We start from the raw sequence: 15,559 nt of genomic DNA on the forward strand, positions 1-15,559 counted from the left end.
CTTTCAGCCAATAAGCCCCTAGTGTGGGCGACGCTATTTTTACCCCAATTTATGAATCTTCAAGAAGTCAAAAATCAATTTCCAGAAGCAGTAGGTGAGATCGAGACACTTGAAAGACTAGGGTTTGCTTCCCGTAGTGGTAATTGGATTGATACCCTTGACTTTGAGAAAGCACAGACAGCTTGTTGGTTAGTCGGAAGAGTTGGTGATGAGCGAGACGCTGATGCCCTTATTCGTACTTTGTCTGGTCAACGTCGTGAATTATGGATGCAAGCAGCAACTTCCCTCAGTCTCATCGCTACTGAGAGGCATCTAAAATCTTTGTTGTCTATTCTGTCCACCAGTTCTGATCCCATACAGCGAAATAGTGTGGTATATGCAATCTCCTTTCTGTCGAATTATCAAGGAAATCATGAAGTAATTAGTACCCTAACCGAAGTAGCAGCAAATATTGCTGAGGCTCCTTTTGTTAGAGCGCAAGCATTAGAAGGAATTGGCAATAAGCTCTCTCATGAATTACCAGAAAATTTATATCAGCCAGCAGTGAGTGTAATTATCCAAGGGTTGGATGATACTGAACCTGAAGTTAGGTTTTGGTCATGTTTTGCTGCTGGTGCCTTAGAAATCAAGGAGACTTTGCCCAAGCTGCAACTATTGGCACAGACTGATAAAACAATCGTAGCCGGGTGGTGGTCTGTAGGTGAGGAAGCTGAAGATTCAGTTACTCTTATGACTGGAGGAGAACCACCACTGCGTAAACCATACAATTTACCTACCAATTAACTATATTTTCTAGAACTCTAGTGGTCTGTCTGTTTTGTAGTTGCTGTTGACAGATGGCGTGTTAAAAACGGAAAAGTACTGATTTTAGAAAAGCTATTCTGACTCGTACTTTTTTAGCGAGAATACCCATAGTTAAAGTTAAGTTCTTGTATTCACTCAGCATTGAGTGTCTCTGATTAACTCAGCCGTGCTGGGTCGTTTTGCATAGCCTAGTCTAAACTCCAGTGAGCAAGAGTCGGAAGATCCACAAGATTTAGTCCCCCTTATTATTCGCGAGGATTTATTGCGAATAATTTTCCTTTCTTTATTTTTGCACATTTGGGATGCTCCCCATAAACTTAGATATTAAAAGTTACTAATTTTATACTAACTGCATAGCGTACTAGACCTACAATATCATAAATATTAAGCCGTTTCATCAAATGTGCTCGGTGTGCTTCGACTGTTTTAGGACTGATGTTTAACAACTCTGCGATCTCTTTTGTAGAATGACCTTCTGCAATGAACTTTAGGATTTCAATCTGGCGTGATGTTAATGAACAATTAAGCTTTTTGTTGGGAAAAATGTACTCCTCATTTATCGATATTTCTGACTGTATTTGATGGGGATTTGTAACTTCTATCTTTAATTCATCGTTAACGGAAGCAAGTTTTGCAGTATAGTTTTTAACCTTCATTTTTAATTCTTCATACGCTTTGTATAATATTATCTCTGCTTGTTTATGTTTAATAATATTGAGTGCCATTTGAATAGCAACATATAGGTCTTCTTGGCTAACAGGTTTTAAAATATAACCAAAAGTAAATGTCACTGTTGCCCTTTCTACAGTACTCTTATCAGAGTATGCTGTAACATAAATAGAAGGGATTTTGAGACAATTCCAAATTTCTTCTGCTGCTTGAATGCCATCAATTTTACCCGCCAGTTTAATATCCATTAAAACTAAATCTGGGCGAAGCTCAGTTGCTTTCTCAATTGCTGTTTCTCCATAATCTACAATATCTACAACAGTGTATCCGAGCCACTCTAAATTTTCTTTTAAGTTCATTGCAAGGATAAATTCATCTTCTACAATAAGAATCCGATGAATGTTTGTGATCAAAGTGTTCATGAGACTATTGGCTTGCTATATATCGATTATTCGTTTTTGACAGACTTTCATGCAATGTTTATTTTGTAAATAACCAAAATCTTTACAACTGCTACTGATCAAATCCAAATTAGGATTGTGTTCGTTCATCGGGTTGCAGTGGCATAAACTTTGCTTATTACTACTAATCAGCTGTCAAAATGTAGATAGATTATGAATATATACAGCGCTTTCGGCTATTATGCAATACAGTTTTTCCCCTTGCTCCTCTCCTATCAAAGCTTTTAGATTTGAGGATGTACCTCATAGCTGCCGGAAGTGCTGTAATGAATTCTCACAAATCTTCATAATTATATCTGTGAAATTACAGTAATTGCTACCTTCTCAGAGGAAGTAAAAGACTACTCTAAATCTTTCTCCTGCACTGGTTTATAGTGCGCGATCGCCTATTGGGTTACTCTGGGAACCTTAGAGCTTTTAAAAGTCTAACCCTGTTTTGTCACTCTGGCAGTAGTATAATAACGTAAAAACGCTAGAACCAAGACACAGAGTATGGTACAGCCCCGTCCAGCCGCACCAACAGTCAAATTTGTGGACGAATATTGCCAGTGCTATAAAGCTTACTCCTGGAGAGGAAAGTGGAGCGGGCGTTTTTTGAAGCGGGGAAGGCGCTGGCGCAATTACACGATCGCAGATTATATCGCTCCACGCACAAGACGTTTGAGGAATATTGCCGCGATCGCTTTGGTCATAGTCGTCGGCAGTCTTATCTTTTGATGGATGCGGCTGTTGTTTTTGATAACTTGGTTGAAATTTGTGATCAAATTGATCACAAATTACCGACAGCAGAGGGGCAAGTCCGACCCATGACAAAGCTTAAACCCCAGGAACAGCAAGAAGTGTGGCGGCAAGTGCTAGTAGTCTGCCAACCCAAAAATGCGCTTGTGAGGACTGGGGAAAGGGGAAAGGGAAAAGGGTAAGAGATTTAAACCCTTTCCCCCCGCCCCTTATCCCCAGAGGGGACCCCACCTTCCCCCTTACCCTTTACCCCGCCAAGTTCACTTGGCGAACTACTAGAGCAAGCTAGCGGGAAAGTACCGACTGGTAGAATTGTGAAAGACGTAGTGCAAAGGATCATGGAGCTTACCCAAGTACCCAATACCTACCAAATTGGCGAAGTGTGCCAAATCGTAGTCAAAGACAACCCAGAACTCAGGGGCAAAGGTGGCTGTTGGGCAATTGTCAGCGCAGTGAATGACTTTAGTTGCACGGTGAGAATGTGAGATGGCGAGTACACCGTTGGCTTGCAGCACCTGAAATCATTCAACTACCTGCCCCAGGAGTGTCAGCAGATGCAGGTGATTTGCGATCGCATCAGTCGGGTGTATTCCGATTTGCTGGAGGAGACAGTTAAAAGTCTGTTGCAGTCGTTGGGGAAACTGAATCGTCCCTGTCTTACTGCTGTGGAAGAGAAATTGTTGAGTGTTGTGGAACTGGAATATGGCAGAGAAATAATACCCTAAACAATTTGTGACTCGAAGAAGATTTTGAACAGGATGTTCAACTTTACCTTCCAAAAATGTCCAAAATCTTCTTAAACTCACTAAGCGGTTTTTTAGTCAAAACAGCAGGTTATAAGATTGATTTTATCACACTAGATTTTCTCGCTGCCATTAGACTTGTTCGGTTGTGGCTGAAAATGCTGAAAACAAAAGAAGCACAATCGCAAGATACAACCAAAATAATACATAACTAGGCCTAATACGCAATCAACCCTTGAACAGAGATAGGCGATCGCTACAAATACTCTCACGCTAGAGGTGATTCATCAAGTGTCTTCCTAAGATGAAATAGCATCGTTAATAAATGTTAAATGTCATGACCCAGGCTTAACTACACCAAGTAAATCCATAGGTGCAGCAGTTTATTCAAACTTACTTAGATTGTCATAGTAACTGCTTGAACATCATTACTTATTGCTTTCAGGGCAACCAGCTAGCCTACTCTCACCTGACTATCAATAAGAGGAAACAGCATGAGTCAGCAAGATAATACCCTAATGAGACAATTGTGATGAATCAACATATTAAGGTTGAAAAAACTGTCACGATCAACAAGCCAGCAGAAGAACTTTACCGCTTCTGGCATAACTTTGAGAACTTGCCCAGTTTTACAAAGCATATCAAAGACGTGAAAGTATATAACGACAAGCAATCGCACTGGATAACTAGGGCACCATTAGGCAAAAGTGTTGAATGGGATGCAAATATTGTTGAAGATCGTGAAAACCAATTGATTAGTTGGACTTCAGTTGAAGGTGCAGATATTACAAACTCTGGTTCTGTCCGCTTCAAGCCAGCACTGAACGATCGCGGTACTGAGGTGAAAGTCGTCACAGAATACAATCCACCAGGTGGATTGGTCGGAGATGCGATCGCCAAACTCTTTGGTGAATCACCCGAACAGCAGCTAGGAGATGATTTACACCGCTTCAAAATGCTGATGGAAACGGGCGAGATTGCGACAACAGAAGGTCAACCAAAGGGGAAAGGATAAATATTCAACCCAACTCCGTAAATAGATTTCACATTTGACGAACAACTTAACTTTAGGAAACTCAAGCAATGAAAGCAGTTTGTTGGCAAGGTACAAACAAGGTTGAGGTTGAAACCGTACCCGATCCTAAAATTATTAATCCGCGTGATGCGATCGTGAAAATCACATCAACGGCGATCTGTGGTTCTGATTTACATTTGTATAACGGCTACAACCCGGCGATGAAACCAGGAGACATCTTGGGACATGAATTCATGGGAGAGATCGTTGAACTAGGCAGTGCTTTTAAAAATGGAAATATCCATAACAAAGGCAAAGACCTTGCCATCGGCGATCGCGTCGTTGTCCCCTTCACGATTTCCTGCGGCTCTTGTTTCTTCTGCAATCGGGATTTGTGGTCGCTGTGCGATAACTCCAACCCGAATGCTTGGATGGCAGAAAAAATGATGGGTCATTCCCCATCAGGTCTTTTCGGTTACTCCCATTTGACGGGAGGTTACGCAGGAGGTCAAGCGGAATATGCCCGTGTTCCCTTTGCCGATGTTGGGTTATTCAAGATTCCCGATGGACTGGCAGATGAACAAGTCCTGTTTTTCACTGATATTTTCCCTACTGGTTATATGGCAGCCGAAAATTGTGACATTCAACCAGGGGATACGGTGGCAATTTGGGGTTGTGGCCCAGTTGGACAGTTCGCCATTAGAAGTGCCTTCATGCTGGGTGCTGGACGTGTCATTGCCATTGATCGCGTTCCCGAAAGGCTCCAGATGGCAAAAGATGGCGGAGCAGAAATTTTGAACTATGAAGAAATCGAGGTGGGTGAAGCTCTCAAAGAAATGACTGGGGGAATGGGGCCCGATTCCGTCATGGATGCGGTAGGAATGGAAGCTCACGGCATGGGTTTGGAAGGCTTTTATGACAAAGCGATGCAAGCGGTGCGACTGGAAACCGATCGCCCCAATGTATTGCGTCAAGCGATCGTTGCCTGTCGTAAAGGCGGCACGGTGTCGGTTCCCGGTGTTTACACGGGCTTTGTAGACAAGATGCCGATGGGTGCTTTTATGAACAAAGGCTTAACCATGAAAACAGGACAGACGCACGTACATAAATATTTGCAAAGGCTACTGGATCGCGTTCAAAACGGTGATATTGACCCATCGTTCGTAATTACCCACCGTTTGCCGCTAGAGCAAGCTCCCCACGGCTACGAAATCTTCAAAGATAAGAAAGACAATTGCATCAAGATTGTCCTCAAACCAGGTCAGGCTGCATAAAATCGGCAGCAAGGCAAAGTCGCAATGGGTATCGGCATCCCCGCACCTACGCAATCTGTGAATGAGAACCACGGCAAAAGCTCTGCCGCCCTCAGCCAAGAAAACACTACCAAAACTGCCAAAGGTCGGAAAGTGGGAATTATAGCAGATGATGGGGTGAATGGCGAAGATATAATGGCAATTAAAACAGCATTGAAAAAGGCTGGAGTCCAAGCAGAATTGTATCGAAATTTAAGGGTTTACTTCCCTCTATTTTTTTACCACTTTATTTTCTCAAATTCTTGCCACATCTCATCTTGAGCCACCTTGTCACCCGTTAAGGAGAATTTTACTTTCTACAGTTACTTCTGGAGTAGGAATACAGTGGTTCTCCATTGAGTAAAATACAGAATAGAGATCTCCAGAAATTAAATATGCGGTATCTAGAACCCTTGTAGAGACGTAGTAGTGCTACGTCTCTACGTTCATTTTTCGGAGATGTCTAATGTGGGAAAATGAAGAAAATCAACAGCAAAGTGCATCTGAAATGAAAGTATACTTCATTGTCCTACGCTAAAAAATAATTTATGCATACAATAATCTCCCTTTTGTGGAGTATATAATCAGACAAAAGATAGAGATGCTAACCGATTTAATTTAATTACTATTAACAAGATATAAAGAAATATTACAGAAAGGAGTCGGCTATTAGCATCCAATTATTAAAGAATGTCGTCATCCCCAAATGGCATGGTTCTAACATTGCTCTGGATCTAAAACGTGCCACAGAAATTGCGGATTATTGTTTAAACAATGCCACTGCTATAGATTACAATACTGCTTTTCCCAAGCAAGAGTTTGAGCTAATTGCTAAGGCTGGGTTATTGGCTGCACCATTGGCGAAAGAATTAGGCGGATGGGGTGCAGGAATTGATGCTAATGTTACCTACGAGCTTTTAATGCTATTAAAGCAAATAGGGCATGGCAATCTGGCAGTTGGGCGAATTTATGAAGGACATATCAACGCCCTACAATTGATTCAGACCTTTGGTTCTATAGAACAAATCGCAAGCTGGGCTCATGATGCCCGCGATCGCCAGAAAATATTTGGCGTTTGGAATGCTGAAGCCTCTGATGGTGTGAAGATAATTCCTTGTGAGAATGGGCGTTATCGGCTAGAAGGTTCTAAAACGTTTTGTACTGGTACTGGCTATGTTGAACGTCCTTTCGTGAATGGAGTATTGCCAGAAGGCGGTTGGCAAATGTGTATTGTGCCAATGGACGAAGTGACAACAGTTAGCGATCCAGCTTGGTGGCAACCTTCTGGGATGCGAGCTACTGCTAGTTACAAAGTCGATTTTAGCGGTGTCGAGTTGGATCAGAGCTATTTAATTGGCCAGCCAGGAGATTACTATCGACAGCCTTGGTTATCTGTTGGGGTGATTCGGTTTGCTGCTGTACAACTAGGTGGGGCAGAAGCACTGTTTAACCTAACTCGTCAGTATCTCCAAAAGTTGGAATATACAAACGATCCATATCAACAGGAACGTCTTGGCAGAATGGCGATCGCCATTGAAAGTGGTAATCTCTGGCTGCGGGGGGCTGCGGATCGAGTAGCAGCCTATGCGCCAGTGTTTGGTGGCGATCCCACTGTTCTCCACCCGCAAGCAAACCAACTCGTCGCCTATGCAAACATGGTGAGGACAGCAATTGAACAAATTTGCATTGATGTGATGCATTTGTGTCAACGTTCTGTTGGAACTCGCGGCTTACTACCACCAAATCCGATGGAACGAATTATCCGAGATTTGACTCTATATCTGCGTCAACCGGCTTTTGATGCGGCCTTGGCAAATGTCGGGCAATATGTCTTGCATGAAAGTAATCCGGCTTCAATGCTTTGGAATGATGAATGAATTCGGCTTGATTGCATTACCACTAGACAATCCTAATGTTTTGCCCTGGCGTTCAATTAACGAGATCGCTTGTAGTTCGGCATTAATTGTCGCTCCCCATCCTGATGATGAGACATTAGGTTGTGGGGGTGCGATCGCTCTGTTACGGTCTTTAAATTGTCATGTGCAAGTGTTAGTCATCAGTGATGGTACTCTTTCACACCCTCGTTCCCAAAAATATCCCGCAGATAGACTCCTAGCTCTGCGGGAAGCGGAAACGCTATCAGCATTAAAATTACTGAGTGTAGAGGTTAATGATGTCACCTTCTGTAGAATGCAGGATGGGTCAATTTCAACACAGTATCAAACTGCAATAGCTAGTTGTCGTGCTTACATCACAGAAATCGCCCCACAAATGATCTTTTTACCCTGGCGATATGACCCTCATCCAGACCACCGAGCGACGTGGAAGTTAATTCACACAGTGCTGGATGACTTGCCCTTATCCCCCCGATTGATTGAGTATCCGATTTGGGATTGGGACTGTGACCAACGAGAGAGTCTGCCTGTATCTCTTGAGGTGACAACCTGGCGGTTGAATATTAGCGCAGTGGTGGAGTTGAAACAGCAAGCGATCGCTGCTTATCATTCCCAAACTACAGACTTAATTGATGATGACCCAGAGGGCTTTCGCCTAACTCCCGAAATGTTAGCAAACTTTACTCATCCTTGGGAAGTTTATATAGAGGAAAACTGATGAACTCGTTACAATCCAATTCCCTACCACCTAGCTACTTTGATAAACTCTACAGCGAAGATCCTGACCCGTGGAAGTTTGAGACAAGTGTTTACGAAGCTAACAAATACGCTGCCACAATTGCAGCTTTACCGAAAGAGCGCTATCGGTCTGCCTTTGAAATCGGTGGTTCCATTGGCGTTTTAACTGAAAAACTCCAAGAACGTTGTGACTCACTGCTCTCAGTTGATGTCTCCAAACTGGCGCAGGATAGAGCAAAAGAGCGCTGTCAGCATCTCTCCAATATCAAGTTCCAGATTATGCGTGTCCCAGAGCAATATCCTGATGAAATCTTTGATTTGACCCTAGTCTCAGAAGTTGGCTATTACTGGAGTTGGGAAGACCTGAAAAAATCCCAACAGTGCATTCTAGAACACCTGGAACCTGGAGGACATCTACTTTTAGTTCATTGGACACTCTATGCCCGTGATTATCCATTGAGTGGGGATGAAGTTCATGACTCGTTTTTTGAGTTGACCCCAAATAAACTGCGGCATTTAAAAGGTCAACGGGATGAAGAATATCGACTTGATTTATTCGAGCGAGTTTGAAAATTGAAGAAACAGACAAGGGGAATTGTCCCCAAATCCTCTTGTCCTGTTCTCTTCCATAAAATGAGCCTTATGTTTTGATATTTAGTTTTACCAAAAAAGGCAGTTATTGCAGAGAGTAGTTTGGGCTTACGGAAAACTGCCCTCTGCTGAGGTAAAACGATCTGTGGGATCGGATGTTCTGTGACGCGCTTAGATCAAGGTTTAAGACTCCCATTTTGTAGGCTTTTTGTAGGGTAAAGCTCTTTAGGTGGTTCCAAATCATCTGGGGTCGAATTTCTTTGGAGTTTGCTCCGACTGAGCCGTAAACTCTCAAGATGCAAGCGCAAGTCTCCAATTGCTTGTCCAATTTCCACAAATTTCCAGCGCGAAGCCCAAATTTGTTCTGACTGCTGGCGTTCTTCGACTTGTTCAAACAACTGACCAAAAGTATAAGGTTGGGTCAATTTTTGTAGAAGCCATTGGACTGAAACTCCCAGCATCTCTGCCAAAGATACGACGCTCTTACGATCTGGCTCATAGCCATTAAGAACGCACCACCACATCACTCGTAATTGGCGGCGGGCAACAAAACGAGTTTCGATAGCCCCTGCTGGCTCGACTACAAATGGTTGCTGTTGCCGTCCCATTTCTATCCATTCATTCAGCTGATTTGCTAAACCAACATTGGTACGTCCAATTTGTCTAGCCGAAGTTACTACTCGCACTAGAGAACTGTGGCGAAAACGGGCATTTACCCGCACCAAAGCACGGTAAAAAGCTACATCTTCAGGAGTTCGCACTGGCGGTAAGCCTCCTGCCAGTGCATACATTTCTGCTGTTACTGCCAAACTTGCTCCATAGTGTTGATAATGTCCAGGAAATCTATCATAGGGGTCGGGATCAAGATAAGTTTCTAATTCAGTAATTAAATAGCGGTAGCCGACTTCACGCAGATAGCAAGCTCTGGCGTAAGGGTGTAGATCCGCACGGCCAGAGCGTTCAACAAGAATTCGCCCACCTACAGCATCAGCACCACAGTTAATTTCATACAGATTGGCAGCAATCCAAGTTGGGCTTACCTGCGAGTCTCCATCAGTTGAAGCAATTACCCCCCTTGTGCGTCCTAAGCTACACAAACGGCGGTATGCTTCATCCATTAAAATCTGACGCACTCGACCAATATAGGCTTGTGCCGGAGGCAGAGTTTTTTCCACTATATGCAGTGCTATATCTGGATGTTCTTGGGCGAAACTCCGGGCTATAGCTGCTGAATCATCGCTACAATTATTTGCCAACAAAATTATTTCGTAGCTTCTAGGATCTAAAAGCTGTCCTTGTAGATCAACTTGATTTATCAAGGCAGTAAGGGTTGCTGCCAACGTCTGAGCTTCATTGCGAACTGGAACAATTACACAAATTTCACAATGCGGTGACGGTGGTATTTGGACTAAAGTTTGAGAAAAGTCTTTACCCTGCTGTACAGATGGAAATTCAGCAACGGAGAGCAAGCGTTTACTTTCCATAAAAACCATTTTTCCATCTCCAGGAGCAGCTACACAAGATTTCATCCACGATCAGAAAATATTAATATTTGTAACTCTATTTTGGATATTCTCTCATTTATTTTGACTCTACCCACAGTATGATTAGTGTTGATTAAAACTCTCCAAACATCAGCTATCAAAAACTAAAGTCTGTCTACTGTCACTAAAAGCTTTACTAATTAAGGTATATTCTTTATACCTTTTTGCTAACGTCAAATTTCCGACTAGAAAATCATACTTAAATAATCTATTTTAGTTAATTTTTTTACTAATAATCAGTCTTAAGAATGAGATGAATAATATGACATATTATTAAGATTTATATTTGAATAGTAACTAATCCGACCAAAGCAGATTTATGCAAAAACTTAAATATAAGATTAATAACCTGCTTTTTGGTCGTTATAAACATTCCTTGAGTAATTCTAAAAGCACATCTGTTCGTAGTTTGGATCGGCTCAAACTTTCTTTGGGCGATGTGCGAGATGTTTTTGAACCTTACTTGGCAATTTTCTTAGCAGCAGATCGTCATTGCGAATTGCTTTGACGTTGGTGTGCGACTAGAATTTTGGCGAGGCTCAAAGACAGCCCCCATAGTTAATAATCTCTGGATGCTGCATAAGAGTTAGTTCTTTTTGCTTGGGAGGAACTGACCTTTTAGCGATCGCTTTCTGTGCCCAACTTTCTCACGCCATCCATTCAGTCCACTGCGGCGCGCAGTTTATTAAATTGGCATTTTACTATTAATTCTCCATAAAAATAACTGAAGAACCGCATTTTTCAATTAATATTTTTAGGAATTCTCAACGTACCCATTAACCAATCCTATTTTTCTCACGAAAAACTCATATTTTTTTCTTAATTTGTAAATTACAACAGAATATTTCACTAGTAACACTAGAAAAATGATGATAAATTTAACTTTTAACCTTTCGGATCTCAACGGTACTAACGGCTTTGCCATCAACGGTGTCAATGTAGGTGACTCTTCAGGTGCCTCTGTCAGCAGTACAGGAGACATTAACGGCGATGGTCTTGACGACCTGATTATTGGGGCACCAAATGCTGACCCCAATGGTAACGAATCAGGGCAGAGTTATGTGGTGTTTGGTAGCAAAAGCGGTTTTGGTAATCAATTCAACCTCTCCACCCTCAACGGCACTAACGGCTTTGCCATCAACGGTGTCAATGTAGGTGACTCTTCAGGTGCCTCTGTCAGCAGTGCAGGAGACATTAACGGCGATGGTCTTGACGACCTGATTATTGGGGCACCAAATGCTGACCCCAACGGTAACGAATCAGGGCAGAGTTATGTGGTGTTTGGCAGCAAAAGCGGTTTTAGTGCCCAACTCAACCTCTCCACCCTCAACGGCACTAATGGCTTTGCCATCAACGGCATTAATTCAGCTGACTTCTCGGGTTATTCTGTCAGCAGTGCAGGAGACATTAACGGCGATGGTCTTGACGACCTGATTATTGGGGCACCAAATGCTGACCCCAATGGTAACGAATCAGGGCAGAGTTATGTGGTGTTTGGTAGCAAAAGCGGTTTTAGTGCCCAACTCAACCTCTCCACCCTCAACGGCACTAATGGCTTTACCATCAACGGCATTAATTCAGCTGACTTCTCGGGTTATTCTGTCACCAGTGCGGGAGACATCAACGGCGACGGTCTTGACGACCTGATTATCGGGGCATTCTTGGCCTCCCCCAATGGAAACAACTCAGGACAGAGCTACGTGGTATTTGGTAGAAAGGGCAGCTTTGGTGCTAGTTTTGAGCTTTCCACCCTTAACGGCACTAACGGCTTTAGCATCAATGGTATCAATACATATGATGAATCAGGTGTCTCTGTGAGCAGTGTGGGAGACATCAACGGTGACGGCATCTCTGACCTAATTATCGGGGCATTAGCTGCCGACCCCAACGGCGAAAAGTCAGGTCAGAGTTACGTGGTGTTTGGTAGCAAGGGGGGTTTTGATGCCCAATTCAACCTCTCCACCCTCAACGGTACTAACGGCTTTGCCATCAACGGCATTAATCCAAGTGACTTCTCAGGTCAATCTGTGAGCAATGCGGGAGACATCAACGGTGACGGTCTTGACGACCTGATTATCGGGGCATCAAGTGCCTCCCCCAACGGTCAATTTTCTGGGCAGAGCTATGTGGTGTTTGGCAGTAAGGGCAGTTTTAGTGCCCAACTCAATCTCTCCACCCTCAATGGCACTAATGGCTTTGTCATCAACGGCATTAATCCAGGTGACGACTCAGGGCAGTCTGTGAGCAGTGCGGGAGACATCAACGGTGACGGCTTCGCTGACCTGATTATCGGCGCACCTGTTGCTGACCCCAACGGCAACAACTCAGGGCAGAGCTACGTGCTGTTTGGGGGGAAGAATATAGGCAGTAGCACCCCTACCCTTACGGGAACAGCTGGTGCAGATATTCTTGTAGGCACCACCAGCAACAATATCATCGACGGGAAAGCTGGTAATGATACCCTCACAGGTAATGGTGGTAAAGATAAATTTATTATTCGTCGAGGTGATGGCAATGACACCATCACTGATTTTGGTGGGGTAGGTAAAGGCTCAAACCCATCAGCAACGGTAATTGCCAATGTTGATACACTGCAATTTACAGGTAGTGAACTAACTGCCCGAAATCTGCAACTAACTCCTCAGGGCAACAACTTAGAAGTTACCTTTGACAATGTGGCTTCTACTAAAGTCACTCTGCAAAACTTCAAATTAGAAAACCTGGATAACCTATCAGCAACTTCTTCAAGACCTGCTATTGGTAATATTTTGTTTGATGGGCAAACCAGCATCACAGACAGCTTTGATGTTATTGATGCCAACTCCACTCAAACTAGCATTTTTACCAAAAACACTGTCACCTTCCTCAATGACTTAAACAATAACATCACAGGTTTTGACAACTCCAATGATGTGATTAATGGTCAAGGGGGTAATGACATTATCAATGGCTTGAGTGGCAATGACATACTGAGAGGCGGTGCTGGTAATGATACCCTCGTCGGTGGTGCGGGTAATGATACCCTCGTCGGTGGTGCGGGTGCTGACCGATTCCTTTACAATACTTGTACTGCTTTTAAAGGTTCTGCAATTGGTGTAGATACTATTACTGGCTTTAACAGTTCTGAAGGTGACAAGATTATACTGGGTAAAAATACCTTTAGTGTGATCACTTCTGCTGCGGGAAATGGTTTTAGTCACAAGAGTGATTTTCAAGTCACTAATAAAGCTGGGACTAGCAGTGCGAAAATTGTCTACGACCCGTTGAGTGGGCAATTGTTCTACAACCAAAATGGCAGTGCAGCGGGTTTTGGTAGTGGCCGTTTATTTGCAACTCTAACTGGTGCGCCAACGCTTACAGCATCAGATTTTGTTTTGCAAGCATAAGTTTACTTAAAACAGGGAGTTCAAAGCAAGGAATATGAAAGATCAGTTATCAGTTAATTGAAACCGTGATAACTGATTTCCCTTACACCACCGCCAACCAATCACAGACCATAGACCTACACTCATCAGCAAAGTTAACCCAAACCTGCCACTGATTCAGATAAGCATTCCAGTAAGGCTCACCATCAGCCACCCCAACAGAAGAGCTAACTTGGGAGATTAACTCGCTGTAGAACGAGCCAGCGCTATTTAGCCCAAGCTGCATTTTCACCATCAGCACCTTCCATCCAAGAATCGCGATATTTTCTGGGGTATGTGGTGCTGTGTCACTGAGTGGTGTTGCAAAGACTATATTATTAGTGCCTGACACCAAATCAGAATTGTGCGATATGGATAGTGATGTTGTGTCAGTTACTGGTATAGTTGTACTTATATTATTAGTGACTTCCTTGCCCACGCGACCGTTCCAGATTCCGGAAAGTGCGATCGCCAACGGACTGCATGGTTTAGCACATATAGAAATCCCAGTTGCTCTATTTTTGCTTCAGAGTTCATTTGTGGGGATTGTAATTTTTCTAACTCCCATCATTGCCGCCGTTTTACTTTGGACGCAGTTTTACCACCTTGGTAGCTGGTTATTGGTGAGTTCAATAGCTGGATCGCTCCTTTTTGGAATTTACAATCATTTCATCGTAATTAGCCCCGATCATGTGTCTCAAGTTGCCTTTGCAGGTTGGGGAATCCTATTCCAAATTACCGCCATCGTGATATTAATTGTGGATGGATTCGGCTGTTGGATTGGTATCTGGGCATTGAAAACGATTCAGGAACCAGAAAAGGTTATATAAATTGTTCACCTGCTTGCTTCCAATTTAGAGCAGTTTCCTTTCATTAGACACAGCGAATTATCCAATTTCTCATCGCACAGTATCGAACATGAACCACACACTCAAAAATAAACGCGCACTTATTACTGGCGGCAGTCGCGGTATCGGGGCAGCGATCGTCAAGCGTTTAGCTAGTGAAGGCGCTGATGTTGCCTTCACATATACCAGCTCACCCGATCGCGCGAACGAAATCGTCCAGGCAGCGCAAGCATTAGGTGTCCGAGCTCTTGCCATCCAAGCTGACAGTGCCGAAGCTAGTGCAGTGGTTGCCGCTGTTGAGGACACTGTGAATAAATTGGGCGGCATTGATATTCTCGTCAACAATGCAGGCGTGCTGGCGATCGGGGCGATCGACGATTTCAAGCTGGCGGACTTCGATCGAACCTTTGCCGTTAACGTGCGTGCCGTATTTGTGGCGACGCAAGCCGCAGTCAAGCACATGAAAGGGGGCGGACGCATTATTAACATTGGTAGTACCAACGCCGAACGGATGCCATTTGCTGGTGGCGGCATTTATGCCATGAGTAAATCTGCTCTCCAAGGACTTGTGCAAGGCCTTTCACGTGACCTCGGCCCGCGCGGAATTACGATCAATAACGTGCAGCCCGGGCCGATCGCTACAGAGATGAATCCCTCGGAGGGTGAGTTTGCCGAAATGCTCAAAAAGCACATTGCGGTAGTCCGCTACGGCACCGTTGAAGAGGTTGCGGGATTGGTTGCTTATCTGGCTGGCCCGGAGTCTGGTTACATCACCGGCGCAAACCTGATGATTGACGGAGGGTTTAGCGCATAACTG

At 43.7% G+C, this 15,559-nt stretch carries 16 protein-coding genes and 1 pseudogene; 14 read left to right on the top strand and 3 right to left on the bottom strand.

Annotated features, from left to right (window positions below; all coding sequences use genetic code 11):
* The first annotated feature begins 51 nt into the window (after positions 1-51).
* A complete protein-coding gene (locus FD723_RS30730) occupies positions 52-783 on the top strand; it encodes a HEAT repeat domain-containing protein (protein WP_179068723.1) in 732 nt (243 codons plus the stop codon).
* Positions 784-1,121: 338 nt separating this feature from the next.
* On the opposite strand, the gene FD723_RS30735 is transcribed toward FD723_RS30730, so the two are convergent.
* Complete coding sequence (locus FD723_RS30735; RefSeq protein ID WP_179068724.1) at positions 1,122-1,895, bottom strand: response regulator; 774 nt, start codon at positions 1,893-1,895, stop codon at positions 1,122-1,124.
* Between the two features lie 617 nt (positions 1,896-2,512).
* Here FD723_RS30735 and FD723_RS43235 point away from each other — a divergent pair.
* The 9 genes and pseudogenes from FD723_RS43235 to FD723_RS30775 all read left to right on the top strand — a co-directional run bounded on the left by FD723_RS43235 (position 2,513) and on the right by FD723_RS30775 (position 8,925).
* Positions 2,513-2,854, top strand: a complete 342-nt coding sequence (locus tag FD723_RS43235) for a hypothetical protein (RefSeq protein WP_256874979.1) — start codon at positions 2,513-2,515, stop codon at positions 2,852-2,854.
* A gap of 156 nt (positions 2,855-3,010) precedes the next feature.
* Positions 3,011-3,157 (top strand): hypothetical protein, encoded by a 147-nt coding sequence (locus FD723_RS43240; RefSeq protein WP_256874980.1) that lies wholly within the window; start codon positions 3,011-3,013, stop codon positions 3,155-3,157.
* Positions 3,158-3,178: 21 nt separating this feature from the next.
* On the top strand, positions 3,179-3,397 hold the full coding sequence (locus tag FD723_RS30745; protein WP_179068725.1) for a hypothetical protein: 219 nt from the start codon (positions 3,179-3,181) through the stop codon (positions 3,395-3,397).
* 538 nt (positions 3,398-3,935) lie between these two features.
* A pseudogene (locus tag FD723_RS30750) lies at positions 3,936-4,430 on the top strand (SRPBCC family protein); the annotation flags it as partial.
* A gap of 68 nt (positions 4,431-4,498) precedes the next feature.
* Positions 4,499-5,704 (top strand): zinc-dependent alcohol dehydrogenase, encoded by a 1,206-nt coding sequence (locus FD723_RS30755; RefSeq protein WP_179068727.1) that lies wholly within the window; start codon positions 4,499-4,501, stop codon positions 5,702-5,704.
* 24 nt (positions 5,705-5,728) lie between these two features.
* A complete protein-coding gene (locus tag FD723_RS30760; protein WP_179068728.1) occupies positions 5,729-6,004 on the top strand; it encodes a hypothetical protein in 276 nt (91 codons plus the stop codon).
* A gap of 503 nt (positions 6,005-6,507) precedes the next feature.
* Positions 6,508-7,599 carry an acyl-CoA dehydrogenase family protein gene (locus FD723_RS30765; protein ID WP_256875237.1) on the top strand — a complete coding sequence of 364 codons (1,092 nt, stop codon included), beginning with the start codon at positions 6,508-6,510 and terminating at the stop codon, positions 7,597-7,599.
* Complete coding sequence (locus tag FD723_RS30770) at positions 7,589-8,335, top strand: PIG-L deacetylase family protein (RefSeq protein ID WP_256874981.1); 747 nt, start codon at positions 7,589-7,591, stop codon at positions 8,333-8,335. Before FD723_RS30765 ends, FD723_RS30770 begins: the two co-directional genes overlap by 11 nt.
* Positions 8,335-8,925, top strand: coding sequence for a class I SAM-dependent methyltransferase (locus FD723_RS30775; RefSeq protein ID WP_179068729.1), 591 nt, complete (start codon positions 8,335-8,337; stop codon positions 8,923-8,925). The genes FD723_RS30770 and FD723_RS30775 overlap by 1 nt, the downstream gene beginning before the upstream one ends.
* 197 nt (positions 8,926-9,122) lie before the next feature.
* On the opposite strand, the gene FD723_RS30780 is transcribed toward FD723_RS30775, so the two are convergent.
* Positions 9,123-10,475, bottom strand: coding sequence for a glycosyltransferase family A protein (locus FD723_RS30780; RefSeq protein ID WP_256874982.1), 1,353 nt, complete (start codon positions 10,473-10,475; stop codon positions 9,123-9,125).
* Between the two features lie 334 nt (positions 10,476-10,809).
* Between FD723_RS30780 and FD723_RS30785 the strand changes: the two genes are divergently transcribed.
* A complete protein-coding gene (locus tag FD723_RS30785) occupies positions 10,810-10,998 on the top strand; it encodes a hypothetical protein (protein WP_179068730.1) in 189 nt (62 codons plus the stop codon).
* 361 nt (positions 10,999-11,359) lie between these two features.
* The gene (locus tag FD723_RS30790; protein ID WP_179069340.1) at positions 11,360-13,876 is read left to right on the top strand and encodes an FG-GAP-like repeat-containing protein; all 2,517 of its coding nucleotides are present in this window, start codon (positions 11,360-11,362) and stop codon (positions 13,874-13,876) included.
* Between the two features lie 82 nt (positions 13,877-13,958).
* Here FD723_RS30790 and FD723_RS30795 read toward each other — a convergent pair whose 3' ends face one another.
* Positions 13,959-14,246, bottom strand: coding sequence for a hypothetical protein (locus tag FD723_RS30795; protein ID WP_179068731.1), 288 nt, complete (start codon positions 14,244-14,246; stop codon positions 13,959-13,961).
* Between FD723_RS30795 and FD723_RS30800 the strand changes: the two genes are divergently transcribed.
* Both FD723_RS30800 and FD723_RS30805 read left to right on the top strand, forming a co-directional pair.
* Complete coding sequence (locus FD723_RS30800; protein ID WP_256874983.1) at positions 14,236-14,724, top strand: hypothetical protein; 489 nt, start codon at positions 14,236-14,238, stop codon at positions 14,722-14,724. The two genes, FD723_RS30795 and FD723_RS30800, sit on opposite strands and share 11 nt — an antisense overlap.
* Before the next feature lie 88 nt (positions 14,725-14,812).
* Positions 14,813-15,556: an SDR family oxidoreductase gene (locus FD723_RS30805; RefSeq protein ID WP_179068732.1), complete on the top strand. Its 744-nt coding sequence runs from the start codon at positions 14,813-14,815 to the stop codon at positions 15,554-15,556.
* Positions 15,557-15,559 lie beyond the last annotated feature (3 nt).

Origin of the sequence: Nostoc sp. C052 (assembly GCF_013393905.1) — a bacterium.
GTDB lineage: Bacteria > Cyanobacteriota > Cyanobacteriia > Cyanobacteriales > Nostocaceae > Nostoc.

Bases quoted from the DNA above. Each gene is read 5' to 3' on its own strand.
- FD723_RS30730 (WP_179068723.1), top strand. From the start codon at position 52: ATGAATCTTCAAGAAGTCAAAAATCAATTTCCAGAAGCAGTAGGTGAG.
- FD723_RS30735 (WP_179068724.1), bottom strand. From the start codon at position 1,895: ATGAACACTTTGATCACAAACATTCATCGGATTCTTATTGTAGAAGAT.
- FD723_RS43240 (WP_256874980.1), top strand. From the start codon at position 3,011: ATGGAGCTTACCCAAGTACCCAATACCTACCAAATTGGCGAAGTGTGC.
- FD723_RS30755 (WP_179068727.1), top strand. From the start codon at position 4,499: ATGAAAGCAGTTTGTTGGCAAGGTACAAACAAGGTTGAGGTTGAAACC.
- FD723_RS30760 (WP_179068728.1), top strand. From the start codon at position 5,729: ATGGGTATCGGCATCCCCGCACCTACGCAATCTGTGAATGAGAACCAC.
- FD723_RS30770 (WP_256874981.1), top strand. From the start codon at position 7,589: ATGATGAATGAATTCGGCTTGATTGCATTACCACTAGACAATCCTAAT.
- FD723_RS30775 (WP_179068729.1), top strand. From the start codon at position 8,335: ATGAACTCGTTACAATCCAATTCCCTACCACCTAGCTACTTTGATAAA.
- FD723_RS30780 (WP_256874982.1), bottom strand. From the start codon at position 10,475: ATGAAATCTTGTGTAGCTGCTCCTGGAGATGGAAAAATGGTTTTTATG.
- FD723_RS30785 (WP_179068730.1), top strand. From the start codon at position 10,810: ATGCAAAAACTTAAATATAAGATTAATAACCTGCTTTTTGGTCGTTAT.
- FD723_RS30790 (WP_179069340.1), top strand. From the start codon at position 11,360: ATGATAAATTTAACTTTTAACCTTTCGGATCTCAACGGTACTAACGGC.
- FD723_RS30805 (WP_179068732.1), top strand. From the start codon at position 14,813: ATGAACCACACACTCAAAAATAAACGCGCACTTATTACTGGCGGCAGT.